The following is a 25,832-nucleotide window of genomic DNA, read 5'->3' as shown; positions in this document are numbered from 1 at the left end:
TCGTTCCGGAGAACGTTGCGATATCAATCCTGCGAGTGCCCACACAGATTGTCTGATAAATTGTTAAAGAGCAGTGCAGTCAGCGGCTTCGCCTGCTGCTGCGAGGTGGCGTATATTACGCTTTCCTCTTTCAGAGTCAACTCTTTTTTAAGAGTTTTTCTCTTCAACCCGGCGACCGTTAAGTCGTTGTTCCGTGTCAGTGGAGGCGCATTATAGGGAGCCTCTTCAGGATAGCAAGCACAAATCGAAACTTTTTTGCTGTCTGCCGCAACTTTGTACGAAACGCTGTTTTTTAGCCCTGTTTGATACGTGCAGGCAGGTCAGCCAGGCTATTTATCACCCAATCCGCCACGGCTTCACCTTCTTCCGTCACCGGTTTGCCAGTGCGCACCAGCACTTTTTTACCGACGCCCGCAGCTTTAGCGGCCAGCATATCTTCCAGTTTGTCGCCAACCATATAAGAAGCAGACATATCAATATGCAGCTCCTGCTGTGCAGCGAGCAGCATGCCCGGCTGCGGTTTGCGGCAGTCACACTGCTGGCGATACGCTTCTTCGCTCGCATCCGGCAGATGAGGACAGAAATAGATGCCATCAAGATCGACATCGCGATCGGCCAGCGACCAGTCCATCCACTCGGTCAGTTGCATAAATTGATCTTCGCTGAACATGCCGCGCGCAATGCCAGACTGGTTGGTGACCAGCACCAGCGCGAAGCCCATTTTTTTCAGCTGCTGCATGGCTTCGATCACACCATCAATAAACTCAAAGTTATCGATTTCATGGACATAGCCATGGTCAACATTAATGGTGCCATCACGATCAAGGAAAATTGCCGGTACAAGCTGTGTCACGTAGAAACTCCTGCTACTAAATTTGCGTCACAGTATTGCATGATTGCAATAAAAGAGAGAATGCCAGATTGAATGACTTCGATTGATTTAGACGTCTGGATGCCTTAACATCCATTCCAGTTTCGCACGGCGAAAGCGACGTACTGAGATACACCACGGACAACCATTATCACGATAATAAATAAATCAATGATTAAACTTTCAAACATCACAAAAGTGTTCCAGCAGGGTTCACGCACGATTACTGCGCTGTCAGACGTCAGCCTGCATGTGCCTGCCGGACAGATTTACGGCGTTATCGGCGCATCAGGCGCGGGTAAAAGTACCTTAATCCGCTGCGTAAACCTGCTTGAGCGCCCGACATCTGGCAGCGTGCAGGTAGATGGTCAGGAGCTGACCATCCTGTCCAGCGGACAGCTGACGATTGCCCGCCGCCAGATAGGTATGATTTTCCAGCATTTCAATCTGCTGAATTCACGCACCGTATTTGGTAACGTCGCCCTGCCGTTAGAGCTGGGTAGCATGTCTCGCGATGAGATTAAGCAACGCGTTAACGAATTATTAGAACTGGTGGGTTTGCAGGATAAGAAAGATAACTGGCCTGCCAATCTCTCCGGCGGACAGAAACAGCGTGTGGCGATTGCCCGGGCACTGGCCAGTAATCCGAAGGTACTGCTGTGCGACGAAGCCACCAGCGCCCTCGATCCCGCGACAACCCGCTCGATTCTGGAATTACTGAAAGACATTAACCGCCGTCTTGGCATCACCATTCTGTTAATCACTCACGAAATGGATGTGGTGAAACGCATCTGTGATCAGGTAGCGGTGATCAGCAACGGTGAACTGATTGAGAAAGACAGCGTCAGCGAAGTGTTCTCACATCCGAAAACCCCGCTGGCGCAGCAGTTTATTCAGTCAACCCTGCATCTTGATATTCCGCAGGATTATCTCGACCGCCTGTCACCGGAAGCGAAAACCGATACCGTGCCGCTGTTACGCCTGGAGTTCACCGGTAAATCGGTCGATGCTCCACTGCTGTCCGAAGCCGCGCGCCGTTTTAATGTGAACAACAACATTATCAGTGCGCAGATGGATTACGCCGGTGGCGTCAAATTCGGCATTATGCTGGCGGAAATGGATGGCGAAGAAGCCGATACAGCGGCGGCGATCGCCTTCCTGCAGGAACATCATGTAAAAGTTGAGGTATTAGGGTATGTCTGAGGCAATGATGTGGTTACTGGGCCGGGGCATTTGGGAAACCCTGATGATGACCTTTGTCTCCGGCTTTTTCGGTTTTGTTCTTGGCCTGCCGGTTGGCGTCCTGCTGTATATCACGCGTCCAGGACAGATTATCGATAATGCGAAGCTGTACCGCACCCTTTCGGCGCTGGTGAACATCTTCCGTTCTATTCCGTTTATTATCCTGCTGGTGTGGATGATTCCGTTCACCCGCGCCATTGTCGGCACCTCGATTGGTCTGCAGGCGGCGATTGTGCCTTTGACCGTCGGTGCAGCGCCGTTTATTGCACGTATGGTGGAAAACACCCTGCTGGAGCTGCCAACCGGCCTGATCGAAGCCTCACGCGCCATGGGTGCAACGCCGCTGCAAATCATCAGAAAAGTATTGCTGTCTGAAGCATTACCGGGTCTGGTGAACGCCGCGACCATCACTCTGATTACCCTGGTCGGCTATTCCGCAATGGGCGGTGCCGTCGGTGCCGGTGGTCTGGGCCAGATTGGCTATCAGTACGGTTATATCGGATATAACGCAACCGTGATGAATACGGTATTAGTATTGTTAGTGGTTTTGGTGTATTTGATTCAATTCTGTGGCGATCGCATTGTTCGCGCGGTAACCCACAAGTAAACACGCAACATCTCAATTTCATTTTGAAGGAACGGATATGTCTTTTAAATTCAAAACTCTTGCCGCTGTGGGTGCTCTGGTTGGATCTCTGGCGCTGGCGGGCTGTGGTCAGGAAGAGAAAGATCCCAACCACATTAAAGTGGGTGTGATCGTCGGTGCAGAGCAGCAGGTTGCTGAAGTTGCGCAGAAAGTCGCAAAAGAGAAATATGGCCTGGACGTTGAGCTGGTCACCTTTAACGACTACGTGCTGCCAAACGAAGCACTGAGCAAAGGCGATATCGATGCCAATGCCTTCCAGCACAAACCTTACCTGGACCAGCAGATCAAAGATCGCGGTTACAAACTGGTGCCGGTCGGCAACAGCTTCGTTTACCCGATCGCGGGTTACTCGAAAAAAATCAAAGCGCTGTCTGAACTGCAGGACGGTGCGCAGGTCGCGATTCCAAACGACCCAACTAACCTGGGCCGCAGCCTGCTGCTGCTGCAGAAACAAGGTCTGATCAAACTGAAAGACGGTGTTGGCCTGCTGCCAACCTCTCTGGATGTGGTTGAGAATTCGAAAAACCTGAAGCTGGTTGAACTGGAAGCACCACAGCTGCCACGTTCACTGGACGATCAGCAGATTGCTCTGGCGATCATCAACACCACCTACGCCAGCCAGATTGGTCTGACGCCAGCGAAAGACGGTATCTTCGTGGAAGACAAAGACTCTCCATACGTGAACCTGATCGTGGCGCGTGAAGATAACAAAGATGCGGAAAACGTGAAGAAATTCGTCCAGGCGTATCAGTCTGACGAAGTTAACGAAGCCGCGAACAAAATCTTCAACGGCGGTGCGGTAAAAGGCTGGTAATCCTCATATTTAGTGGATGACCTGCAGAGGGCGACGGTAACGTCGCCCTTCTTTTTTTCGACGCTCAGGTATCGCCATGCCGTTTCCCGGCTTGTCATTTCCCTGATTGCTTGCTTCAATAACGCCACTTTTGAAAAGATGAGGATTGTCCGATGCGTGTTCTACCGCTCTGTTTATTAGCACTGTCGCTGACAGGGTGTTCTTTGCTGCAGAAGCCATCAGAACCGATTAGCAGCTCTGGCACGCAATCGAAAGCAGAACCTGCACAGGCGAAACCCGCTCCGCGTCCGCTGCCGGTGAAACTGTATACCAATGCCGAAGACCTGGTCAGCAAGCCGTTCCGTGATTTAGGTGAAGTCTCCGGTGATGACTGCCAGAGCAGCAACCAGGATTCTCCGCCGAACATCAACACGGCGCGTAAAAATATGCAGATCCGCGCGTCTTATATGAAAGCGAATGCGGTACTGCTGCATAAGTGTGAAATCGTCACCAACAGCCAGGGCTGCTATCGTCAGGCTATCTGCCAGGGCTCCGCGCTGAAAGTTTCTGCGCAATGAGTCAATTTTCCTTTGAGCAAATTGGTGTTATCCGCTCTCCCTGGAAAGAAAAATTTGCCGTTCCCCGCCAGCCCGGTCTGATTCAGGACGGGGGCGGTGAACTGCATTTACTGCCGCCGTATAACCAGCCAGAGGCCGTCCGCGGGCTGGAAGATTTCAGCCATCTGTGGTTACTGTTTATTTTTCATCAGACCATGGAAGGCGGCTGGCGCCCGACCGTCAGGCCGCCACGACTGGGCGGTAATGCCCGTATGGGCGTGTTTGCCACCCGCTCCACCTTTCGCCCCAACCCTGTTGGTATGTCGCTGGTTGAACTGCAGGCAATCCGCTGTGAAAAAAACAGCGTGATTCTGCAACTGGGCAGTCTCGATCTGGTCGATGGAACACCGGTTGTCGATATCAAACCCTATCTGCCGTTTGCTGAAGCTCTGCCGCAGGCGCGTGCGGGTTTTGCACAATCAGCGCCCGCCGCCGATATGCCCGTAACCTTTACCGCAGATGCCCGGCAACAGCTTGCCCGACAGCAGGCGCGCTATCCGCATCTGGAGCGCTTTATCAGCCAGGTACTGGCGCAGGATCCACGCCCGGCCTACCGTAAAGGCGAGGAAGCGGATCGCGAATATGCCGTCTGGTTACTGGAATTTAATGTACGCTGGCGCGTAACGCTCAGCGGAACCGAGGTGATCGCGGTCGATCCGCGCTAATATCTCTTCCATTCTCTTTTGGCGCTGGCAACAGGCTGGTACACTAGCCGACTGTGTTTCAGGTCAGTATTTTTCGATAGTTTTCCGTTTAAATGGAATCGTAACAACATGCGTACTACTCAATATCTGCTCTCCACTCTGAAGGAGACGCCTGCCGACGCCGAAGTGATCAGCCACCAGCTGATGTTGCGCGCCGGGATGATCCGTAAGCTGGCTTCCGGTCTTTACACCTGGTTGCCGACCGGTTTGCGCGTACTTAAAAAAGTCGAAAACATCGTACGCGAAGAGATGAATAACGCCGGCGCCATAGAGATCTCCATGCCGGTGGTACAGCCCGCCGATCTGTGGCAGGAGAGCGGACGCTGGGAGCAGTACGGTCCTGAGCTACTGCGCCTGGTTGACCGTGGCGATCGCCCGTTTGTGCTGGGCCCGACCCATGAAGAAGTCATTACTGACCTGATTCGTAACGAACTGAGTTCTTATAAGCAGCTGCCGCTGAATCTGTACCAGATCCAGACCAAATTCCGTGACGAAGTGCGTCCACGTTTTGGCGTCATGCGTTCACGCGAATTCATCATGAAAGACGCGTATTCATTCCATACCACTCAGGAATCGCTGCAGGAAACCTACGACGCGATGTATCGCGCGTACAGCAACAGCTTCAGCCGTATGGGTCTCGACTTCCGTGCAGTGCAGGCGGATACCGGCTCCATTGGTGGCAGTGCATCACACGAATTCCAGGTGCTGGCCAACAGCGGTGAAGATGATGTGATCTTCTCCACTGAGTCTGACTACGCAGCCAACATCGAACTGGCAGAAGCCGTGGCCCCTGCGGGCGAGCGCCCTGCGCCAGCAGCGGAACTGTGTGAAATTGATACGCCAGACGCCAAAACCATCGCTCAGCTGGTTGAGCAGTTTAATCAGCCGATTGAGAAAACGGTAAAAACTCTGCTGGTAAAAGCTACTGAAGAGAGCGGCCATTCACTGGTTGCCCTGCTGGTGCGCGGCGATCATGAGCTGAACGAAGTGAAAGCGGAAAAAATCGCTATCGTGACCACACCGCTGACCTTCGCCACCGAAGAAGAAATCCGTGCAGCAGTGGGCGCAGGCCCGGGCTCACTGGGTCCGGTAGGTCTGACGTTACCGATTGTCGCCGACCGTACCGTGGCGAAAATGAGCGACTTCAGCGCTGGCGCGAATGTGGATGGCAAACATCTGTTTGGCATCAACTGGGTGCGCGACCTGCCGGAAGCACAGGTTGCCGATATCCGTAACGTGGTGGAAGGCGATGCCAGCCCGGACGGTAAAGGTACGCTGCAGATCAAACGCGGTATCGAAGTGGGCCATATTTTCCAGCTCGGCACCAAATACTCTGAAGCGATGAAAGCCTCTGTACAGGGCGAAGATGGCCGTAACCAGATTATGACCATGGGTTGCTACGGTATCGGCATCACGCGTGTGGTGGCGGCAGCCATTGAGCAGAACCACGACGAACGCGGCATCATCTGGCCAACCGCGCTGGCACCGTTCCAGGTCGCGATTCTGCCAATGAATATGCACAAATCTTTCCGCGTGAAAGATCTGGCGGAAGAGCTGTACACCACCCTGCGTGCGAAAGGCATTGAGGTGATCCTCGATGACCGTAAAGAGCGTCCAGGCGTGATGTTTGCTGATATGGAACTGATTGGCGTGCCGCACACCATCGTTATTGGCGATCGCAACCTCGATAACGAAGAGATCGAATATAAAGCGCGTCGCGAAGGGGAAAAACGCATGATTAAGACCAGCGAAATCATCGATTTCCTGGTGGCAGAAATCAACGCGTAATCCTGAGCTGCTGAACAGCAGCACAGGTTTCCTGTTACGGGCCAGTCATCACCCTGACTGGCCCGTTTTTTTAACGCTTATAACACCTTGCCACGTAATGATTTCGTCACGCTTTTGCGTGCTTTGCCTTCCAGCCGGCGTTTTTTCGACGCCAGCGTCGGGCGCGTGGCGCGACGGGCTTTCTCAACCAGCGTCAGCTCACGGATCAGATTTTCCAGCCGTTTCAGCGCCGCTTCACGATTCAGTTCCTGGCTGCGATACTCCTGCGCTTTAATCACCACCACGCCCTCCGGCGTAATCAGATGGTGACTGGCCGCCAGCAGGCGTTCCTTATAAAAATCCGGCAGCGACGAGGCGCGAATATCAAAGCGCAAATGAATCGCCGTCGAACTCTTATTCACATGCTGACCGCCCGCCCCCTGCGCGCGAATGGCGGTCATTTCCAGTTCATCATCATTAATTACGGCGTGACGCGACAGAACAATCATGGTGCTTTGCCATTGACCAGCCAGTCAGTAAAGGTGATTTCCAGGTGGTTTTGCTGATCTGACAGCCAGATCACGCCATCCTGAATTGTCGCCTGCAGCGTCATGCTGCGTGAGGCCAGCGCCACCAGCGCCTGCAGTTGCTGATCGTCAAGAAAACGGACCGTCAGATTCTCCTGCTGCGCCAGTTTACTCTGTTGCTGCTGCCACCAGATTTGCGCCGCACGCGCGTTGTAGGCGTACAGAACCACCTGCGCGGCACGGTTGCAGGCTTTACGCAGACGGCGCTCTTCCGGCAGTCCCAGCTCAATCCACTCTTCAATCGCGTTATGGTCGTTCATACGCCAGATTTCTGGCTCATCATCAGCGCACAAACCACGCGTAAACTGTAAACGCTCGCTGGCGTGGCACAGCCAGGCCAGCAGTCGCAGCATCATGCGTTCCTCGGTTTCCGACGGATGACGCGCCAGTGTCAGGTTGCTGTCGAGAAAAACATTGCGATCCATATCCGCCACATTGACGCTGGCTTTGTAAATTGTTGCTTTAAGTGCCATGAGACCTCTCATTATCAGACAGGCTATTGTAACCCGCGCGCAGAGCAAATCACTCTGTTGCAGGCTGATTTCACGTAAAAGCCTGTGTTATAGTCGCTTTATCAGCCAGAGAGTTATGCTCTGAAGGAGGTGCAAGTGCAAAAGTATTGTGAATTAGTTCGCCGTAAATATGCTGAAATTGGCAGCGGCGATCTGGGATACGTGCCGGACGCTATCGGTTGTGCATTAAAAGCACTGGACGAGATAGCTGCGAATTGTGAGCTAAACTCTTCTATCAGGGAACAGGCAGCTTTTGCTGCAGCAAACTTATTGGTGAGCGATTATGTTGACGAATGAAGCCTACAAACCGATCAATTGCGATGACTACGACAACCTCGAACTCGCCTGCCAAAACAACTGGTTGCTGTCGCTGGAATTGAAAAACGGCGAAAAGCTCAGCGCGAAGGCGAAAGATATGGTTTCGCGGAAAAATGTCGAATATCTGGCCATTGATCTGGCAGGTGAACAACGCGAACTGCGACTGGATCACATTGCCAGCTTCAGCCACCCCAAACTGGGGACGGTGGTGGTCAGCGAGTCAGATTAATACTGCAGGGCGGAACTCAGTTCCGCCCTGGGTTTTTCAGGGTTGCAAACTGCTGTAGTACGCCGCCAGATCGTCCATATCCTGGTCGCTCAGTCCCGCGACAAATGCCTTCATCACTTCTGCCTGACCGCCGCTGCGCTCCCCTTTTTTATACGCCTGCAGAGCATGCGCCAGATAAGCGCTGTTTTGCCCGGCTAAATTGGGATACAACGGCACAGAAGCTTTGCCCTGTGCACCGTGGCAGGCCATACAGGCTGCCGATTTTTCTTTTCCGGCAGCCGCATCACCCGCCGCCCATGCTCCACTGCTGCTGACGGCCAGCAACAGCATCAGAAAATAACCTGTTTTCATGGCTCTCTCATTGCTCTTTACGCCAGTTTATACACCAGCTGTGATTATCCTGCGGGCTGCCTTCGCGGGTGACAAACACCCCCAGCGCGGCAATCAGCTGCTCACCATAAAACAGCAGTGGCGTGCGCTCGCGTTGCCATACCGGAATAGCAAACTCCTGCCACAGTTTTTTCACCGCGCGGCCTCCCGCACGGCCAACAATATGCACCTCACCCTGTGCCGCAAAACGCACCGATACCGCTTCATCCGCCTGCGGCTGGCGCAGCGTGACGCCCTGCTGATCGACACTGATCACCCCCAATTGCTGCGGCAAAGTGAGCGGTTGCCATGGCGCCTGCCATGTCAGCACGCATTCGCGCAGTGAAGGATACAGCGGCAGCCAGTAAATCGCCTGGCGATAACGACGAATTTCATAGTCGCCGAGGCGGATACGCGGTGAAGCGTCCTCACGACTGTTAATCACTTCGTGCCAGATACGCTGCAAGGCATCGCGAGACGGCATCAGACCGCCCTGCCCGCCAATCCAGCGGCGCAGTATGGCATAACGCCGTGCTTCACTCAGTGGCTGCAACGGCGCGATCAGCAGTGAACCATCTGGCTGTACCAGCGCCGCCAGCGACTCGGCCAGCAGTTCGTCCAGCAGTTGCTCCTGTTCCGCACACAGCGCTGCACTGCGGGCAACTGAGCGGGCAAAGTGCGGCCAGCGCGCACTCAGTAGCGGAGCCACCTGCTGACGCAGGAAATTACGCTCATAGCGCACATCCTGATTGCTTTCATCCTCAATCCAGCTCAGCTGGTGCTGCTGCGCCCAGACTTCAAGCTGCTGACGACTCTGGTTCAGCAACGGACGCAGCAATGGATGTCCATCAAGCGCCGTGACAGCAGGCATCGCCGCTAACCCGGCAGGACCACTGCCGCGTTTCAGCGCCAGCAGCAGGGTTTCGCACTGGTCATCGAGATGCTGGGCAACCACCAGTGCTTCGCCTGGCTGCAGATGGCGACGAAAAGCAGCATAGCGTGCATCACGTGCTGCCGCTTCGATGCCCTTATCGCTGCCATCGACCTGCACCCGTTCACTGAGCAGCGGCAGCTGCCACTGCTGACACTGCTGCTGACAATGCTGCAGCCAGCTGTCGGCATTGCCGCTCAGACCGTGATGAATATGAATGGCGCGTAACTGCAGTTGCGGATGCGTGTCGCGTAGCTGCACCAGCTGATGCAGCAACACCGTCGAGTCGAGACCACCGCTGTAGGCCACCAGCAGGCGCTGATGCCCGGCAAGCTGTTCGTTCAGAGTGGCAAGCTGTGACATGGTGATAATGATGGCCTCAGATAACCCGGTATAAACTCAGCGGGTATTCTACGCCTGATACAGTTCCAGCGGCAAACCGTCCGGGTCGTTAAAGAAGGTAAAGCGCTTACTGGTCAGGGGATCAATGCGGACCGGCTCGCAACTGACGCCCTGTTGCGTCAGCCACGTCACCGCGCGCTCAATATCCCCGACGCTGAATGCCAGGTGGCGCAGGCCACAGGCTTCCGGCTGAGTAACGCGTGCCGGAGGATGGGGAAACGAAAACAGCTCAATGGTGTAGTGCCCGTTGAGGGCTAAATCCCCTTTCCAGGAATCACGCTCCGCCCGGTATACCTCATCCAGCAGGGTAAAGCCGAGCACGTTGCAGTAGAACGCTTTGCTGCGCGCGTAATCGGTGGCAATGATGGCGATATGGTGAACCTGTGTTAACCCCAGCATACGGTGTTCCGGAAAAATGAATGTTGCCTGCACCCTACGCTGAATCGGTGCAGGCAACAAGTGGCGTTAATCCGGCTTTGCCGTTTCCAGATTTTTCAGCACCCGCACCAGATAACGCCCCTCTTCGGTCAGCGTGGCACCGTGGATATCGGTTTCAAAACCGGGATAGTGTTCGCCGATGGTGCACAGCATCAGCAGAAAATCGAGCACCGCGCGGCTGGCAGCCGTAATCATCTCGCCAGGCATCACCAGCGGTACGCCCGGTGGATACGGCAAAATCATATTGGCGGAGACGCGCCCTACCAGCTCGCTCAGTTCCACCGTTTCCACATTGCCTTTCACCTGCTGCTGAAACATCTGGTGTGGCGTCATTTTCATTTCCGGCAGCACATCAAATGCCTGACGCATCAGACGTGGCAGATCGTGTTGCCGGATCAGTGTATGAATGCCCTCTGCCAGCGTCTGGATACGCATATTGCGATAGAAGTCGGGATCTTCGGCATACAGGTCAGGCAGCATGTTCTTCACCCGCAGATTCAGATCGTAGGCGCGTTTAAACTCTGTCAGCCCGCGCAGCAAACTCATCGCCTTGGTTTTATCAATGCCGATGCTGAACAGGAACAGCAGATTGTAAGGCCCGGTTTTCTCCACCACCACACCGCGCTCATCAAGGAATTTCGCCACCAGCGCCGCCGGAATTCCCTCATCCGCCATCCCCCCCTGCTCACTCATCCCCGGGGTTAAGATGGTGACTTTAATCGGGTCGAGAAACATATGGTCGCTGTCGGCCTCGCTAAAACCGTGCCACGCTTCGCCCGGCGCAATCGGCCAGCATTCGGCTTCATCAATACCGTCCGGTTGCCAGATATCGAAGAACCAGCCGTCACTCTCCTCACGCAGGCGCTGCACTTCGCGCCGAAAATGCAATGCTCGCTCCACGGAACGATTGATTAAGCGCTTACCCGGATTGCCACGCAGCATCGCTGCCGCGGTTTCAATTGAAGCGACAATGGCATAATTCGGTGAGGTGGTGGTGTGCATCATATAGGCTTCGTTAAACGTCTGTTCGTCGTACGCGCCCTTAATATGAATCAGTGAAGCCTGCGAGAACGCCGCCAGCAGCTTATGCGCCGACTGTGTTTCATACACCACTTTCCCGGGCGTACGTTCGCCGCTCATGCCGCTTTTGCCGTCGTAAATCGGATGGAAATTGGTATAGGGAACCCAGGCGGAATCAAAGTGAATCGACGGCACATCCAGCGTCTGTTTGATGTACTGCGTGTTATACAGCAGGCCATCATAGGTGGAGTAGGTGATAACCGCATGCACCGGCCAGCTGGAGCGTGGCGTCTGGCCCACTTTCAGCGCAATGCTCTCTTTGCTGAACTCTTTGCGCGGAATGCCCCCGAGGATCCCCAGCGCATTGCGCGTCGGCTTTAGCCAGATGGGGATAATGTCGCTCATCATTAACAGATGCGTCAGCGACTTATGGCAGTTACGGTCAATCAGCACTGTGCTGCCCGCGGGCGCCGCGAACATGCCAACAATTTTGTTCGCGGTGGAGGTGCCATTGGTCACCATATAGCTCTGTTCCGCGCCAAAAGTGCGCGCCACATACTCCTCCGCTTCCAGATGCGGGCCGGTGTGGTCGAGCAGCGAACCCAGTTCTGTCACCGAAATCGAGATATCCGCTTTCAGCGTATTGGCGCCAAAGAAGTCATAAAACAGGCAACCTACCGGGCTTTTCTGGAACGCGGTGCCCGCCATATGGCCGGGGGTACAGAAGGTGTATTTCCCCTCTGCCACATAGTTAAACAGCGCGCGCGTCAGTGGCGGCGTAATGCTGTCGAGATACTCATTCGTGTACTGGCGGATACGGCGGGCAATATCCTCCGCCGCGTTGAGTGCGTATTCAAAGAACCACAACGCCATACGCATCTCATTGATGCTGACATCGAGTGACGAATGCGTGTTGATAAAGGCGTACAGCGGCAGATATTCGTTGAGCTGGTTGATTTCACTGCACAGGTCAAGACTGTATTCATCCCAGTCGAAAATCACCCCACAGATACGCGGATTGTGTTCAATCAGTTTCAGTAAATCACTGGCGTCATTCGGGTAAATCAGCTGAAATCCCTGTTGTTGCAGCGCCGCGTCAAGTTCACGTATTGGCTGGTCTTTATAGAAAGCGCCATGCGGTCCCATAATCGCAATAATATTCAATCGTGCCTCCTGGTGAATGTACTACCAGTAATAAGCATAGCGGATTGCGACGACGGACAGCGCGGAGGGGATTGTGGCAGGAAGATGGGCCGGCGATCGCCGGCCCGAAATGCATTATTTTTTCGCTGGCAGGGTGACCCAGTAACCCGGCTTGTACTCTACCGGCAGGAAGCGCTGATGGAATTCGCGGAAGGTCGCGTCCGGATCGATATCTTTAAACAGATCCGGGTGCATCCACTTCGCTAAAGCCTGAATCGCGACAAACTGGTACGGGCTGTCGTAGAACTGGTGCCAGATAGCATGAGCATTGCCATTGGTGGCTACCGGCAGTGTTTTAAAGGCAGAGCGCTCCATCAGTTTCTGCAAACGCTGTGTCGCCACCGTCAGATCAGCACCAGGACCCACACCGACCCAGCCATTGGCAGTATTGTAGTTTTTCCAGTTCGCACCGGTCACCACCACCACATCAGGACGCGAGCTGATAATCTGCTCCGGGTTCAGCGTACCGAAAGTGCCAGGGATCAGATCTTTGGCGATATTGCTGCCGCCCGCCACTTCCACCATACGGCCAAAGTTCTCATCACCAAATGACATGCAGCACTCTTCGGTATAACCACCGGCACGGTCGATCATCACTTTCGGACGCGGACCTTTGTAATCTTTCAGGCGGTTAATCACGATATCAATCTGCTTACGGCGGAAATCAATAATCTCCTGCGCGCGTTCAGGCTTGTTCAGCAGCAGGCCCATGATGTGAATGCTTTTTTCCGCGTTCTCAAATGGCTTTTCGCGGAAGTCGATAAACACCACCGGAATGCCCAGCGCAGCCAGTTTTTCGGTCAGTTTGGATTCGTCGGTCGCGGCTTTGGATTCCAGGTTCATCAGCACCAGATCGGGCTTCAGCGTCAGCGCCTGTTCAACGTTAAAGGTGCCATCTTTTGCACCGCCAAAGGTCGGCAGTTTGGTGATTTGCGGGTACTTCGCCGCATAAATCTGGTAGCTGTCAAAATCCGCTTTTGGCAGATCATCACGCCAGCCAATGACGCGCAGGAATGGCGCATCGGTATCGAACGCCGCCAGCAGATAGATCTGTCGGCCTTCACCTAAAATAATACGTTTAACTTCGGATTTGATTTCAACTTTGCGGCCGCTGACATCTTCGACCACGATGGGGGCAGCCAGCGCGCTGTGCGCCAGTGCTAACACGGCCAGTAAGCCCGCGAGACGACTCCATAGGTAATGCATGATTAACCCCGTTAAAGACAATGATTATTATTATCAAATAAAGCGTCAGCATCTTATCTGCTGGCTAAATCGGCGGCAATCAGTTTCTTAGGGTGATTATTAATAAATGGGAAAGAAATCAGACAGAGGGATTAAAGAGTCAGGATGGAGGAACTGGCGACACAGAGTCGCTTGCTCCCCCATCCTGCCCTTCCCCCGCGTAGCAGAGGAAGGGACGATCCCTGCGGCTTTCAGCTGGCAGGGAACGACAGGGTATTACGCGTAGCCGTAGCTCATCAGACGCTGATAACGACGGTTAAGCAGCTCTTCTGTGCTCAGCGCCTCCAGCTCAGCCAAATCTGCCAGCAGTTGCGCTTTCATCGTCTCGCCAATTGCCAGCGGGTTACGATGCGCGCCACCCAGTGGTTCAGGCAGGATGCTGTCGATCAGTTTCAGCTCTTTCAGACGCGGAGCAGTAATGCCCATCGCTTCCGCTGCCAGTGGCGCTTTTTCGGCGCTTTTCCACAGGATGGAAGCACAGCCTTCCGGTGAAATCACCGAATAGGTGCTGTACTGCAGCATGTTGACTTTGTCACCGACGCCAATCGCCAGCGCGCCGCCGGAGCCGCCTTCACCAATCACGGTACAGATAACCGGCACTTTCAGGCCAGACATCTCGCGCAGGTTACGGGCAATCGCTTCGGACTGACCACGCTCTTCTGCGCCAACACCCGGATACGCACCCGGCGTATCGATAAAGGTGATGATCGGCATTTTAAAGCGCTCAGCCATCTCCATCAGACGCAGTGCTTTACGGTAACCTTCTGGTGCAGGCATCCCGAAGTTGCGGCGGATTTTTTCTTTGGTTTCGCGGCCTTTCTGATGACCAATGATCATCACCGGACGACCGTCCAGACGAGCAATACCACCTACAATCGCTTTATCATCAGCGTAAGCGCGATCGCCAGCTAACTCATCAAAGTCGGTGAACACGTTACGGACATAGTCCAGCGTGTACGGACGCAGCGGATGACGCGCTAACTGCGCGATCTGCCATGCGCCTAAATCGGAGAAGATTTTACGTGTCAGTTCAACGCTTTTTTCGCGCAGACGCTGCACTTCTTCATCCAGATTAATATCCAGTTTTTCATCCTGACGGCTAACCGCAGTCAGCGAATCAATCTTCGCTTCCAGTTCTGCGATTGGCTGTTCGAAATCCAGGTAATTAAGACTCATAATAATCCTGTTTTAGTCAAACTCCAGTTCCACCTGCTCCGATCCTACCAGCGACCGCAAATCGTTAAGTAAACGATCGCTGGGCGATACGCGCCACGCTGCGCCAAAACGCAACTTCGCCCGCGCATCCTCTCTCTGATAATAGAGATGTACCGGAATGGTTCCCGAACGATGGGGTTCCAGGGATTGACGGAGACGGTTCAAAAGCTGGTCATCAATTTGCCTGTCCGTCAGCGAGATAGCAAGTCCACGTGCGTATTTTTCACGTGCTTCATCGATGTCCATCAATTCGCGGGCGGTCATCTTAAGGCCTCCGCTGAAGTCATCAAAGCTGACCTGTCCGCTGACGATCAGGATACGGTCCTTCTCCAGCAACTGCTGGTACTTATCCAGAGCATCTGTAAACAACATCACTTCCAGCCGACCAGAACGATCGTCCAGAGTGCAGATGCCAATACGGTTACCGCGTTTGGTGACCATCACGCGGGCCGCCACCACCAGACCGGCTGCCGTGGTGATTTTACCACGTTCGGTCGGGTGCATGTCTTTCAGGCGCGTACCGCCAACGTAGCGCTCAATTTCTTTCAGATACTGATTGATCGGGTGGCCGGTGAGGTACAACCCTAAGGTTTCCCGCTCACCGTCCAGCTGAATCTGTTCCGGCCACGGTGTGATATCCGCGTAGGATTTCTCCACCTGTTCTGGCTCATCCGCCAGTACGCCGAACATATCGGCCTGGCCAATAGCTTCCGCTTTGGCATGCTGGTCGGCGGCTTTCAGCGCATCAGACAGCGCACTCATCAGCGCCGCACGGTGCGGTCCGAGACGGTCAAACGCCCCGGACATAATCAGTTTTTCCATCACCCGACGGTTAATTTTTTTAGTGTCGGTGCGGGCGCAGAGGTCAAACAGCTCGCGGAAATAACCGCCTTCATTACGCGCTTCAATAATCGCTTCAATCGGGCCTTCACCGACGCCTTTAATCGCGCCAATACCGTACACAATCTCACCGTCATCATTGACGTGGAAGTGATACAGGCCGGAGTTAATATCCGGCGGCAGGATCTTCAGGCCCATACGCCAGCACTCATCCACCAGCGAAACCACCTTCTCGGTGTTATCCATATCGGCGGTCATCACCGCCGCCATAAATTCGGCCGGATAGTGCGCTTTCAGCCACAGCGTCTGATACGACACCAGCGCATACGCAGCGGAGTGTGATTTATTAAAGCCGTAACCGGCGAATTTCTCCACTAAATCGAAGATTTTCATCGACAATTCGCCGTCGACGCCCATGCTTTTGGCGCCGTCTTCGAATACCGAGCGCTGTTTCGCCATCTCTTCCGGTTTCTTTTTACCCATTGCACGACGCAGCATATCTGCACCGCCAAGGGTGTAACCGGACAGCACCTGGGCTATCTGCATTACCTGTTCCTGATACAGGATAATGCCGTAGGTCGGTTCCAGCACCGGTTTCAGCGTCTCATGCTGCCACTGAATATCCGGATAAGAGATCGCTTCACGACCATGCTTACGGTCGATAAAGTTATCCACCATCCCTGACTGCAGCGGGCCAGGACGGAACAGCGCCACCAGTGCGATCATGTCTTCGAAGCAGTCCGGCTTCAGACGCTTAATCAAATCCTTCATGCCGCGCGATTCAAGCTGGAATACCGCGGTGGTTTCCGAGCGCTGCAGCATATCAAAACTTTTCTGGTCATCGAGCGGGATGGCCGCGATATCAATCGGTGGTTCGCCGCTTTTCGCCCGGCGCGCGTTAATCATTTCCAGCGCCCAGTCGATGATCGTCAGAGTACGCAGACCGAGGAAGTCAAACTTCACCAGCCCGGCATATTCCACGTCGTTTTTATCAAACTGAGTGACCGGATGGTTACCGCTCTCATCGCAGTAAAGCGGCGCAAAGTCGGTAATTTTAGTCGGCGCAATCACCACGCCCCCGGCATGTTTACCGGCGTTACGCGTGACCCCTTCCAGCTTACGCGCCATGTCGATCAGCGCTTTAACCTCTTCATCTGCCTCATAAATTTCCGGCAGCTGCGGTTCCGCGGCAAAAGCTTTTTCCAGCGTCATGCCCGGATCGGGTGGCACCAGTTTCGAAATACGATCAACAAAGCCGTACGGGTGACCCAGTACACGGCCCACGTCGCGGATAACCGCCTTCGCCGCCATCGTACCGAAGGTGATGATTTGCGATACCGCTTCGCGGCCATACATCTCGGCCACATGCTCAATCACCTGGTCACGTTTTTCCATGCAGAAGTCGACGTCAAAGTCGGGCATCGAAACACGTTCCGGGTTAAGGAAACGTTCGAACAGCAGGTCAAATTCCAGCGGGTCGAGGTCGGTAATTTTCAGCGCATACGCCACCAGAGAACCGGCACCGGAACCACGTCCCGGCCCTACCGGCACGCCGTTATCCTTCGACCACTGGATAAACTCCATCACGATCAGGAAGTAACCGGGGAAGCCCATCTGGTTGATCACTTTCAGCTCAACATCCAGACGCTCGTCATACTCCGGACGCCGCTCAGCACGCACCTGCTCATCCGGGAACAGGAATTCCAGACGCTCTTCCAGCCCCTCTTTCGATTTCATCACGAGGAAATCTTCGGTGCTCATCTCACCGGTCGGGAATTGCGGCAGGAAATATTCGCCAAGGCGGATGGTAACGTTACAACGCTTAGCAATTTCGACGCTGTTCGTCAGCGCTTCCGGGATGTCCGAGAACAGCTCGCACATCTCCTCTTCACTGCGCAGATATTGCTGAGCACTGTAATTACGCGGCCGTTTCGGGTCGTCGAGGGTAAAACCGTCGTGGATCGCCACACGGATCTCGTGCGCGTCAAAGTCGTCCTGCGTCAGGAAGCACACGTCATTGGTTGCCACTACGGGCACACCTTCAGCAATCGCCAGCTCTACCGCGGCGTGCAGGTAACTCTCCTCGTCCGGACGCCCGGTACGGATCAGCTCAAGGTAATAACGATCCGGGAAATGCTCCTGATAAAACGCCAGGCACTGCGAGACCAGCGCCTGATTACCACGCAGCAGGCTTTTACCCACATCACCACGCCGTCCGCCGGAGAGCAGAATAATGCCGTCCTGCAGCTCAACCAGCCAGTCGCGATCAATAATCGGCCCCGCCGCACCATAGCCGCGCTGATAAGCGCGGGAAATCAGCAACGTCAGATTCTGATAACCGGTATTATTCGCCGCAAGCACCGTGATATGGCTCAGCTCATCGCCCATCAGTTCGCTGGCCATCATAAAGTCAGCGCCAATGATCGGCTTAACACCTGCGCCGTGCGCGGTGCCATAAAACTTTACCAGGCCGCACAGGTTGGTGAAGTCAGTAATACCAATCGCCGGCATCCCCAGCGCCGCCGCTTTTTTCACCAGCGGACCGGTCTTAGCGAGTCCATCGATCATGGAGTAGTCGCTGTGGACACGCAGGTGAATAAAACGAGGTTCAGCCATATTGGTTTCCGGCTCCGGTTAACGCGTAAAAAAGACGATTAGCGCAATGCCTGGACTTCAGCGTCCAGCAGGGCATTACGGACTGGCGCAAAACTGCGACGATGGTGTGGCGTCACGCCATGCAGCGCCAGTTTTTCCATATGCAGCGCGGTAGGATAGCCTTTGTGCTGGGCAAAACCGTACTCGGGGAACTGCAGATCCAGCTCCGCCATTTCCCGATCGCGCGTCACTTTAGCAATAATAGAAGCCGCACTGATCTCCGCCACCAGGCTGTCACCTTTCACCACCGCCATCGACGGCATCGGCAACGCCGGGCAACGGTTACCGTCGATCAGCACATAATCCGGTACAATCGCCAGCCCCGCGACCGCACGCTGCATCGCCAGCATGGTGGCGTGCAAAATATTCAGCTGGTCGATCTCTCCCGGTTCAGCACGGCCAAGACTCCATGCCAGCGCATTGGCTTTGATCTCATCATACAGCGCCAGACGGCGCTTTTCAGACAGCTTTTTGGAATCCGCCAGACCAGCGATCGGCTTGGCCGGATCGAGGATCACGGCGGCAGTCACCACCGCGCCAACCAGCGGACCACGTCCGACTTCATCCACGCCCGCGATCAGGTTCGCCTGCGGGTAAATAAATTCAGCCATTTGCCAGCTCCAGCACCGCTTGTGCCGCTTGTTGATCCGCATTCCAGCGGATATGTTCATGCAGCTGATAAAATGCCGCCAGCTGCGCATCACGCGCCGCACCGTCGCTCAGCAAAGGTGCCAGCGCCGCTGCCAGCTGCTCAGGCTGGCACTCAGTCTGCAGCAGCTCTTTGACCAGCTCACGGCCCGCCAGCAGATTCGGCAGCGAGACGTAATCGGTTTTCACCAGCTTTTGCGCCAGCCAGAAGGTGAACGGTTTCATCCGGTAACCCACCACCATCGGGCACTTCGCCAGCATACACTCCAGCGCCGCGGTGCCGGACGCCAGCAATGCAGCATCGCTGGCCACCATCGCTTCACGCCCCTTGCCATCCAGCAAATGCATAGGCAAATCCGGCGCAACCTGCGCTTTGATCTGCTCAAACTGCTCGCGACGGCGTGGATTGACCAGCGGCACAACAATTTCCAGATCCGGCCAGCGCTGACGCAGCAGCAGTGCCGTTTTCAGGAAATCGCCACTCAGCATTTCCACTTCCGCATGGCGGCTGCCAGGCAGCAGTGCTAAACAGCGGGCATCTTCGGCAATACCGAGCGCCTGACGCGCAGCCAGCTTATCTGGCTGCAGTGGCATGGCATCCGCCATGGTGTGGCCGATAAAGCGGCAGGGAACATTAAAACGGTCGTAAAACGCCTTTTCAAACGGCAGGAAGGCCAGCACCAGATCGGTGTTTCGGCCAATTTTGAAAACGCGTTTTTGTCGCCACGCCCAGACAGAGGGGCTGACGTAATGAATCGTGCGAATACCGCGCTGCTTTAAGCGCCCTTCCAGCGTGATATTGAAGTCAGGTGCATCGATGCCGACAAACACATCCGGCCGCAGCGCAGTAAAGCGCTGGGTCAGATCGCGGCGGATCTTCAGCAAACGCGGCAGGCGACCGAGCACCTCAACGATGCCCATCACCGCCAGCTCTTCCATCTCATAGCAGGCTTCACAACCTTCTGCCTGCATCAATGGTCCGGCGACACCGACAAAGCGCGCATCAGGATGAGCCTGCTTTAAGGCGCGGATCAGACCGGCACCAAGAATATCGCCGGAGGTTTCTCCGGCGACAAGGGCAATCGTTAAAGGACGCTTCTGCATGAGTTAACGAATCAGACCCCGCGTGGAACGGGCAAAGAAGTCGTAGAACGGCTGGACTTCAGGATGCTCCTGCGCCAGCTGTTCAATTTCCGGCTTCACTTCGTCCAGTGAACGTCCGCTGCGGTACAGCAGTTTGTAAGCGTTGCGAATCGTGTGCAGCGCTTCCTTACTGAAGCCACGGCGTTTCAGCCCTTCGATATTGATGCCAAATGGCGTCGCATGGTTGCCCTGAGCAATTACATACGGCGGCACATCCTGCGCCACGCCAGAACAACCGCCCACCATCACATGCGCGCCAATGACGCAGAACTGGTGCACTGCAGTCATACCGCCGATAATCGCGAAATCATCAACCGTCACATGACCACCGAGCGTGGCGTTGTTAGCGAAGATACAACGATTGCCGATCACACAGTCATGGGCAATATGCGCATTGATCATCAGCAGGTTATCGCTGCCGATGCGCGTCACATCGCCACCCTGGGTGGTGCCGCGGTGAATGGTGACGCTCTCGCGAATGCGGTTGCGATCGCCAATTTCCACGCGGGTCGGTTCGCCGGCATATTTCAGATCCTGGTTCACTTCACCAATCGAAGCGAACTGGTAGATCTGATTATCTTTGCCAATACGGGTATGGCCGTTCACCACCACATGGGATTTCAGAACGGTACCTTCACCAATTTCCACGTTAGCGCCGATAAAGCAAAACGGGCCAATATGGACGCGAGGGCCAATAATGGCGCCCTCTTCAATCACAGAACTCGGATGGATTACGGCGGTTGGGTCTATCACAGATTAAGCCTCCCGGCTGCGGGCACACATCATGGTTGCTTCGCAGACAATTTTACCGTCAACGGTGGCGACGCCTTTGAATCGGGTCAGACCACGACGGGTTTTCTCGAAAGTGACTTCCATAATCATCTGGTCGCCTGGCACCACAGGGCGCTTGAAGCGCGCTTCATCGATACCGGCAAAGTAGTACAGTTCGCCTGGTTCCAGTTTACCGACGCTTTTAAACGCCAGGATGCCAGTGGCTTGCGCCATTGCTTCCAGAATCAGGACACCTGGGAAAATCGGCTTACCAGGGAAATGCCCCTGGAAAAACGGTTCGTTGACCGAGACATTCTTCACAGCGCGCAGATACTTATGCTCTTCAAACTCGAGCACGCGGTCTACCAGCAAAAAAGGATAGCGGTGTGGTAGTAATTCTAAAATCTCTTCAATTTTCAGAGTATGAGTTTCAGTAGTCAAAATACTCTTCCTGTCCTAAAAAATCCGATGGCATTAATAACACGGCCTGCAAAGATCCGCAGGATCGTCCGCAGGCCGCAAATTCTGTTTCCGTATGTCTGACTTTCCCGGCTTCGCCTATTGTATTTATGAAGCCGGGCAGACGCGGGGTGGTCGCTTAGTCGTCTTTACCAACCTTGCGTTCGATGTTTTTCAAGCGCTTGCTTAATTCATCGATATTCATCACCAACGCGGCAGTCTTACGCCAGGTTTTGTTGGGTTGCAGCGGAATGCCCGAGGAGTATACCCCAGGTTCGGTGATAGGTCGCATCACCATGCCCATCCCGGTCACCGTCACTTTGTCACAAATTTCCATGTGACCATTAATGACGCTGGCACCACCAATCATACAGTAACGGCCAATTTTCAGACTGCCCGCCATGATGACACCACCCGCAACTGCGGTATTGTCACCAATTACAACGTTATGTGCAATCTGACACTGGTTATCTATGATAACACCATTGCCGATCTGAGTGTTATCCAGTGCACCACGGTCAATTGTGGTACAGGCACCAATCTCAACGCGATCACCAATCACCACGCTGCCAATTTGCGGGATTTTCACCCAATTGCCACGATCGTTGGCATAACCGAAGCCATCAGAACCAATGACGGTGCCTGACTGAATCAGACAATGCTCACCGATGCGGATTTCATGGTAAACGGAAACATTGGCCCACAGGCGGGTGCCTGCGCCAATACGGGTGTTCTTACCGATAAAGCACCCAGCGCCAATCACCACGTTATCGCCCAGCTCAACGCCAGACTCGATCACCGCATTAGCGCCGACAGACACGTTAGCGCCAAGTTTCGCCGTCGCGTCAATGACCGCGCTCGGTGCAATATTCTGTGCCGGTTGCGGCGTGGTATCCAACAGTTGCGCCATACGCGCGTAAGTCAGATACGGATTTTTAACGATCAGTGCAGCGCTGTGGCACCACTCCAGATCCGCTTCCGTCAGCACCACGGCTGAAGCCTGACAGCTGGCGAGCTGCTCGCGGTAGCGGCTGTTTGCTAAAAAAGTGATCTGACCGTTCTGGGCGGATTGCATAGAAGCAATGCCGGAGATGGCGATATCGCCATCTCCGTGCAATTCTGCATCCAACTGCTGGGCTAAATCAGCCAGTCGAATTGAAGACATGTCTTATTTAACCTGTTTCAGAACATCAGCAGTGATGTCTTTAGCGTTAGTTGCGTAAGCAACTGCGTTCGCATCAATAACAACGTCGTAACCTTCGCTGTCAGCCACTTTCTTCACAGCATCCTGGATACGGCTCAGGATTTTGTTACGTTCTTCGTTCTGGCGACGGCGGTTATCCTGCTCGAATGCCTGAGCTTTAGAAGCGAAAGCTTCACGCTGCGCCATGATGTCTTTTTCCATGCTGCTGCGTTCGCTAGCTTTCATGGTTGAACCGTCGCGCTGCAGACGCTGCATTTTGGTTTGCAGATCACGCTCCTGCCCCTGCAACTCAGTCGCACGGCCTTTGAACTCATTCTCCAGCTGCTTGGCAACTGTCGCACGCGCCGGTAACTGTTGGAAAATGCTGGAAACGTTTACCACTGCAATTTTGTCAGCAGCCTGAGCGCCAGCTGAAACAGCTAAAGCAAGACCCAGACCTGCGGCACACAACAACTTTTTCACTATAAACTCCTTACCATCACCGTTTGTGTCACAGACACATGTTTTCCCTGCCACCGCCAGCTCGCAGGCTGCCGTCTGGCAAGGCGATACTTACTTGTCTCGCTTCCGTGCGCAGTACATTACCAGGTTTTACCGATGTTGAACTGGAATTGCTCTGCCTTATCTCCATCATACTTTTTAACCGGCTGCGCGTAGGAGAACACCAGTGGACCCAGTGGTGACATCCATTGCAGCGACAGGCCAGCAGAAACACGGATATTGTTCGGCTTGCTGTAGTCAGGAATCCCCTCAGCCAGCGTCTCAGAGGTGTTTTCCCAGTTGGTATCCCATACCGTACCGGCATCCACAAACAGCGAAGTACGTACTGAGTTTGAATACTTCTCGCTGAGGAATGGCGTTGGCGTAATCAGTTCTGCACTGGCGACCGCCATCGCGTTACCACCGACTGCATCGTCAGAGTTACACAGCACCACACCCGTACCGGAACAGTAAGACGAGTTGTTATTGTAGTACGCCGCTTTTGGACCGATGTTGTTCGAACGGAAACCACGCACCGTGCTGGAACCACCGGCGTAGAAGTTCTCGTAGAACGGCAGCTCTTTACCGCTTAAGCCCGCGCCATAACCCACTTTGCCACGGCCCAACAGTACCCAGGTACGATCGTCATTGATCGGCATATACTGCTGGGTGTCCAGCGTCACTTTGTAGAAGCTGTTGTCCGATCCCGGAATCGTCACCTTACCATTCAGGTTGGTACGGTTACCGGCCGTTGGGAAGAAGCCACGGTCCAGGGTGTTGTACGTCCAGCCATAGTTAAAGGTGAAGTCGTCAGCAGAGAAGTCTTTGCCCGGCTCCTGGCCCATCGACTCCAGATAACGCCACATGGCGATCTGCGGCTGCATATCCGACAGGTCGTTATGCACATAGCCGAGACCCACACGCAGGGTGTTATTCTCGTTGATAGGGAAGCCCAGCGTACCATCGACACCATAACTGCGGTTGGTATAGTCGGACAGGTCCGCATCATCCGCTTTAAAGTCGTTATAGAAAATACGCCCACCGAGGCTGACACCATCCACCGTGAAGTACGGATCGGTCAGAGAGAACTCAGCATAAGTCTGGTAGTCGTTTTTGGTGCCGCTGATGCCCACGGTATTACCGGTGCCCAGCCAGTTTTCCTGCTGCACGCCGACCTGGAAGCTGACACCGCTCTCAGTGCCGTAACCAATACCGAAGTTAAAGGTACCGGTATTACGCTCTTTCACCTTGTACACCACATCAACCTGATCGGTAGTGCCAGGTACGCGCTGGGTATCCGTATCCACGGTTTCAAAGTAACCAGTACGGTTCAGACGCTCTTTACCCTGCTCAACCAGGTCGCTGCCCAGCCATGCACCTTCCATCTGACGCATTTCGCGACGCAGAACGGAATCTTTTGAGGTGTCGTTACCTTCGAAGCGCACTTTACGCACGTAGTAGCGGTTACCCGCATCGACGTTAACATGCAGCTTCACGGTTTTATCCGCATCGTTGATTTCCGGCTGGGTTACCACACGCGGGTAAGCATAGCCGTAACGACCGAACATTTTCTTGATGTCATCTTCCATGCGGGTGACTTTCGCGCCGTTATACAGCTCGCTCGGCTCGATTTTGGTCAGACTTTCCACTTCCGCAGAGTGACCCGCCATGCTGCCGTTCACCACCACGCCAGAAAGCTTGTACTGATCGCCTTCGGTGATGTTAACAGTGATATAAATGCCTTTCTTGTCCGGCGTCAGACTGACCTGCGTGGAATCGATATTGAAGCGCGCATAACCGCGATCCAGATAGAAGCTGCGCAGGGTTTCAAGGTCGCCCGCCAGTTTCTGTTTCTGGTATTTACGATCGCCGACCACGTTCCACCACGGCACTTCGTCGCGCAGCTGGAAACGGGAGATCAACTCTTCAGAGCTGAACGCTTTGTTACCGACCACGTTGATCTGCTGGATCTGCGCAGACACGCCTTCGGTGAACACCAGTTTCAGGTCAACACGGTTACGTGGCAGTGGCGTCACCACCGCTTTCACGCTGGCGCTGTATTTACCCACGCTGTAGTAGAAATCTTCCAGCCCTTTCTCGATGGACGAGATGGTGGTGCGGTCGAGGGCTTCCCCCACGCGCACGCCAGACGCTTCCAGATTCTGCTTCAGCATGTCCTCTTTCACCGCTTTGTTACCGGCAAAAGTGATACTAGCAATGGTTGGACGCTCTTTTACCTGCACGATCAGCGTATCGCCGTCACGCAGTACCTGCACGTCTTCGAAGTTTCCGGTGGCGAACAGGGCGCGGATGATATTACTGATGTCTTCATCAGAGACGGTATCACCAGGGCGCACGGGCATGCTGAGCAAGGCCGCACCGACGGCAACTCGCTGCAGTCCTTCGAAATGAATGTCCTTCACTACGAACCCGTCTGCACCGTATACGGTGGCGCTGCTAAACAGCAGCGACGCTATGAGCAACTTTTTCATCGCCATCGTTGTTATGCGTTCTTCCTAACAC

25 protein-coding genes are annotated in these 25,832 nt (G+C 54.4%); 8 read left to right on the top strand and 17 right to left on the bottom strand.

Features of this window, described 5'->3' with window-relative positions; translation table 11 throughout:
• Positions 1 to 292: 292 nt before the first annotated feature.
• Entirely contained in the window at positions 293 to 853 is a 561-nt protein-coding gene (gene gmhB, locus ACSZO1_RS05520) for a D-glycero-beta-D-manno-heptose 1,7-bisphosphate 7-phosphatase (RefSeq protein WP_437610331.1), read from the bottom strand.
• A 189-nt stretch (positions 854 to 1,042) separates the two neighbouring features.
• On the opposite strand from gmhB, the gene metN reads away from it, so the two are divergent.
• From metN to proS, 6 genes are all read left to right on the top strand, one after another.
• Positions 1,043 to 2,074, top strand: a complete 1,032-nt coding sequence (gene metN, locus ACSZO1_RS05515; RefSeq protein WP_437610330.1) for a methionine ABC transporter ATP-binding protein MetN — start codon at positions 1,043 to 1,045, stop codon at positions 2,072 to 2,074.
• Positions 2,067 to 2,720, top strand: coding sequence for a methionine ABC transporter permease MetI (locus tag ACSZO1_RS05510; protein WP_437610328.1), 654 nt, complete (start codon positions 2,067 to 2,069; stop codon positions 2,718 to 2,720). Before metN ends, ACSZO1_RS05510 begins: the two co-directional genes overlap by 8 nt.
• Positions 2,721 to 2,757: 37 nt before the next feature.
• The gene (locus ACSZO1_RS05505) at positions 2,758 to 3,573 is read left to right on the top strand and encodes a MetQ/NlpA family lipoprotein (RefSeq protein ID WP_437610326.1); all 816 of its coding nucleotides are present in this window, start codon (positions 2,758 to 2,760) and stop codon (positions 3,571 to 3,573) included.
• 152 nt (positions 3,574 to 3,725) lie between these two features.
• Positions 3,726 to 4,130 (top strand): Rcs stress response system protein RcsF, encoded by a 405-nt coding sequence (gene rcsF / locus ACSZO1_RS05500; protein WP_437610324.1) that lies wholly within the window; start codon positions 3,726 to 3,728, stop codon positions 4,128 to 4,130.
• Positions 4,127 to 4,834, top strand: coding sequence for a tRNA (N6-threonylcarbamoyladenosine(37)-N6)-methyltransferase TrmO (gene tsaA, locus ACSZO1_RS05495; protein ID WP_437610322.1), 708 nt, complete (start codon positions 4,127 to 4,129; stop codon positions 4,832 to 4,834). The genes rcsF and tsaA overlap by 4 nt, the downstream gene beginning before the upstream one ends.
• A 108-nt stretch (positions 4,835 to 4,942) precedes the next feature.
• Positions 4,943 to 6,661, top strand: a complete 1,719-nt coding sequence (proS, locus tag ACSZO1_RS05490; protein ID WP_437610320.1) for a proline--tRNA ligase — start codon at positions 4,943 to 4,945, stop codon at positions 6,659 to 6,661.
• Between the two features lie 77 nt (positions 6,662 to 6,738).
• Here the strand turns inward: proS and arfB are convergent, their stop codons facing one another.
• Complete coding sequence (gene arfB, locus ACSZO1_RS05485) at positions 6,739 to 7,149, bottom strand: alternative ribosome rescue aminoacyl-tRNA hydrolase ArfB (protein WP_437610318.1); 411 nt, start codon at positions 7,147 to 7,149, stop codon at positions 6,739 to 6,741.
• A complete protein-coding gene (locus tag ACSZO1_RS05480; protein WP_437610316.1) occupies positions 7,146 to 7,700 on the bottom strand; it encodes a YaeQ family protein in 555 nt (184 codons plus the stop codon). Before ACSZO1_RS05480 ends, arfB begins: the two co-directional genes overlap by 4 nt.
• Before the next feature lie 135 nt (positions 7,701 to 7,835).
• On the opposite strand from ACSZO1_RS05480, the gene ACSZO1_RS05475 reads away from it, so the two are divergent.
• Together ACSZO1_RS05475 and rof are read left to right on the top strand one after the other, a co-directional pair.
• Complete coding sequence (locus ACSZO1_RS05475) at positions 7,836 to 8,036, top strand: YaeP family protein (protein ID WP_437610314.1); 201 nt, start codon at positions 7,836 to 7,838, stop codon at positions 8,034 to 8,036.
• Positions 8,023 to 8,286, top strand: coding sequence for a Rho-binding antiterminator (rof, locus tag ACSZO1_RS05470; protein ID WP_437610312.1), 264 nt, complete (start codon positions 8,023 to 8,025; stop codon positions 8,284 to 8,286). Before ACSZO1_RS05475 ends, rof begins: the two co-directional genes overlap by 14 nt.
• A 36-nt stretch (positions 8,287 to 8,322) precedes the next feature.
• Here the strand turns inward: rof and ACSZO1_RS05465 are convergent, their stop codons facing one another.
• From ACSZO1_RS05465 to bamA, 14 genes are all read right to left on the bottom strand, one after another.
• Positions 8,323 to 8,637, bottom strand: a complete 315-nt coding sequence (locus ACSZO1_RS05465) for a c-type cytochrome (RefSeq protein ID WP_437610310.1) — start codon at positions 8,635 to 8,637, stop codon at positions 8,323 to 8,325.
• A gap of 7 nt (positions 8,638 to 8,644) precedes the next feature.
• Positions 8,645 to 9,949, bottom strand: coding sequence for a tRNA lysidine(34) synthetase TilS (gene tilS, locus ACSZO1_RS05460; protein WP_437610308.1), 1,305 nt, complete (start codon positions 9,947 to 9,949; stop codon positions 8,645 to 8,647).
• A 48-nt stretch (positions 9,950 to 9,997) separates the two neighbouring features.
• Positions 9,998 to 10,387, bottom strand: a complete 390-nt coding sequence (locus ACSZO1_RS05455) for a VOC family protein (protein WP_437610306.1) — start codon at positions 10,385 to 10,387, stop codon at positions 9,998 to 10,000.
• A gap of 66 nt (positions 10,388 to 10,453) precedes the next feature.
• Positions 10,454 to 12,610 carry a lysine decarboxylase LdcC gene (locus ACSZO1_RS05450; RefSeq protein ID WP_437610304.1) on the bottom strand — a complete coding sequence of 719 codons (2,157 nt, stop codon included), beginning with the start codon at positions 12,608 to 12,610 and terminating at the stop codon, positions 10,454 to 10,456.
• Between the two features lie 114 nt (positions 12,611 to 12,724).
• Positions 12,725 to 13,855: an ABC transporter substrate-binding protein gene (locus ACSZO1_RS05445; RefSeq protein ID WP_437610302.1), complete on the bottom strand. Its 1,131-nt coding sequence runs from the start codon at positions 13,853 to 13,855 to the stop codon at positions 12,725 to 12,727.
• 255 nt (positions 13,856 to 14,110) lie between these two features.
• Entirely contained in the window at positions 14,111 to 15,070 is a 960-nt protein-coding gene (gene accA, locus ACSZO1_RS05440; protein WP_437610300.1) for an acetyl-CoA carboxylase carboxyl transferase subunit alpha, read from the bottom strand.
• 12 nt (positions 15,071 to 15,082) lie between these two features.
• Entirely contained in the window at positions 15,083 to 18,565 is a 3,483-nt protein-coding gene (gene dnaE, locus ACSZO1_RS05435) for a DNA polymerase III subunit alpha (protein ID WP_437610298.1), read from the bottom strand.
• 38 nt (positions 18,566 to 18,603) lie between these two features.
• Positions 18,604 to 19,215, bottom strand: coding sequence for a ribonuclease HII (gene rnhB, locus ACSZO1_RS05430; protein WP_437610296.1), 612 nt, complete (start codon positions 19,213 to 19,215; stop codon positions 18,604 to 18,606).
• Complete coding sequence (gene lpxB / locus ACSZO1_RS05425) at positions 19,208 to 20,356, bottom strand: lipid-A-disaccharide synthase (RefSeq protein ID WP_437610294.1); 1,149 nt, start codon at positions 20,354 to 20,356, stop codon at positions 19,208 to 19,210. Before lpxB ends, rnhB begins: the two co-directional genes overlap by 8 nt.
• Before the next feature lie 3 nt (positions 20,357 to 20,359).
• Positions 20,360 to 21,148 (bottom strand): acyl-ACP--UDP-N-acetylglucosamine O-acyltransferase, encoded by a 789-nt coding sequence (lpxA, locus tag ACSZO1_RS05420; RefSeq protein WP_437610292.1) that lies wholly within the window; start codon positions 21,146 to 21,148, stop codon positions 20,360 to 20,362.
• A gap of 3 nt (positions 21,149 to 21,151) precedes the next feature.
• Complete coding sequence (gene fabZ, locus ACSZO1_RS05415; RefSeq protein ID WP_013507953.1) at positions 21,152 to 21,607, bottom strand: 3-hydroxyacyl-ACP dehydratase FabZ; 456 nt, start codon at positions 21,605 to 21,607, stop codon at positions 21,152 to 21,154.
• A 157-nt stretch (positions 21,608 to 21,764) separates the two neighbouring features.
• The gene (lpxD, locus tag ACSZO1_RS05410) at positions 21,765 to 22,790 is read right to left on the bottom strand and encodes a UDP-3-O-(3-hydroxymyristoyl)glucosamine N-acyltransferase (RefSeq protein WP_437610289.1); all 1,026 of its coding nucleotides are present in this window, start codon (positions 22,788 to 22,790) and stop codon (positions 21,765 to 21,767) included.
• 3 nt (positions 22,791 to 22,793) lie between these two features.
• Positions 22,794 to 23,291, bottom strand: coding sequence for a molecular chaperone Skp (skp, locus tag ACSZO1_RS05405; RefSeq protein ID WP_437610287.1), 498 nt, complete (start codon positions 23,289 to 23,291; stop codon positions 22,794 to 22,796).
• 119 nt (positions 23,292 to 23,410) lie between these two features.
• Entirely contained in the window at positions 23,411 to 25,807 is a 2,397-nt protein-coding gene (bamA, locus tag ACSZO1_RS05400; protein WP_437610285.1) for an outer membrane protein assembly factor BamA, read from the bottom strand.
• Positions 25,808 to 25,832: the final 25 nt, after the last annotated feature.

It is taken from the genome of Erwinia sp. V71, from assembly GCF_965644245.1.
Lineage (GTDB): Bacteria > Pseudomonadota > Gammaproteobacteria > Enterobacterales > Enterobacteriaceae > Erwinia.
The sequence above is the reverse complement of the archived record's forward strand: the minus strand, read 5'-3'. Positions and strand labels throughout refer to the sequence as shown.

Coding starts and splice junctions, on each gene's coding strand:
- metN (WP_437610330.1), top strand. CDS start 1,043: ATGATTAAACTTTCAAACATCACAAAAGTGTTCCAGCAGGGTTCACGC.
- ACSZO1_RS05510 (WP_437610328.1), top strand. CDS start 2,067: ATGTCTGAGGCAATGATGTGGTTACTGGGCCGGGGCATTTGGGAAACC.
- ACSZO1_RS05505 (WP_437610326.1), top strand. CDS start 2,758: ATGTCTTTTAAATTCAAAACTCTTGCCGCTGTGGGTGCTCTGGTTGGA.
- rcsF (WP_437610324.1), top strand. CDS start 3,726: ATGCGTGTTCTACCGCTCTGTTTATTAGCACTGTCGCTGACAGGGTGT.
- tsaA (WP_437610322.1), top strand. CDS start 4,127: ATGAGTCAATTTTCCTTTGAGCAAATTGGTGTTATCCGCTCTCCCTGG.
- proS (WP_437610320.1), top strand. CDS start 4,943: ATGCGTACTACTCAATATCTGCTCTCCACTCTGAAGGAGACGCCTGCC.
- arfB (WP_437610318.1), bottom strand. CDS start 7,149: ATGATTGTTCTGTCGCGTCACGCCGTAATTAATGATGATGAACTGGAA.
- ACSZO1_RS05480 (WP_437610316.1), bottom strand. CDS start 7,700: ATGGCACTTAAAGCAACAATTTACAAAGCCAGCGTCAATGTGGCGGAT.
- rof (WP_437610312.1), top strand. CDS start 8,023: ATGTTGACGAATGAAGCCTACAAACCGATCAATTGCGATGACTACGAC.
- ACSZO1_RS05465 (WP_437610310.1), bottom strand. CDS start 8,637: ATGAAAACAGGTTATTTTCTGATGCTGTTGCTGGCCGTCAGCAGCAGT.
- tilS (WP_437610308.1), bottom strand. CDS start 9,949: ATGTCACAGCTTGCCACTCTGAACGAACAGCTTGCCGGGCATCAGCGC.
- ACSZO1_RS05455 (WP_437610306.1), bottom strand. CDS start 10,387: ATGCTGGGGTTAACACAGGTTCACCATATCGCCATCATTGCCACCGAT.
- ACSZO1_RS05445 (WP_437610302.1), bottom strand. CDS start 13,855: ATGCATTACCTATGGAGTCGTCTCGCGGGCTTACTGGCCGTGTTAGCA.
- accA (WP_437610300.1), bottom strand. CDS start 15,070: ATGAGTCTTAATTACCTGGATTTCGAACAGCCAATCGCAGAACTGGAA.
- dnaE (WP_437610298.1), bottom strand. CDS start 18,565: ATGGCTGAACCTCGTTTTATTCACCTGCGTGTCCACAGCGACTACTCC.
- rnhB (WP_437610296.1), bottom strand. CDS start 19,215: ATGGCTGAATTTATTTACCCGCAGGCGAACCTGATCGCGGGCGTGGAT.
- lpxB (WP_437610294.1), bottom strand. CDS start 20,356: ATGCAGAAGCGTCCTTTAACGATTGCCCTTGTCGCCGGAGAAACCTCC.
- lpxD (WP_437610289.1), bottom strand. CDS start 22,790: ATGTCTTCAATTCGACTGGCTGATTTAGCCCAGCAGTTGGATGCAGAA.
- bamA (WP_437610285.1), bottom strand. CDS start 25,807: ATGGCGATGAAAAAGTTGCTCATAGCGTCGCTGCTGTTTAGCAGCGCC.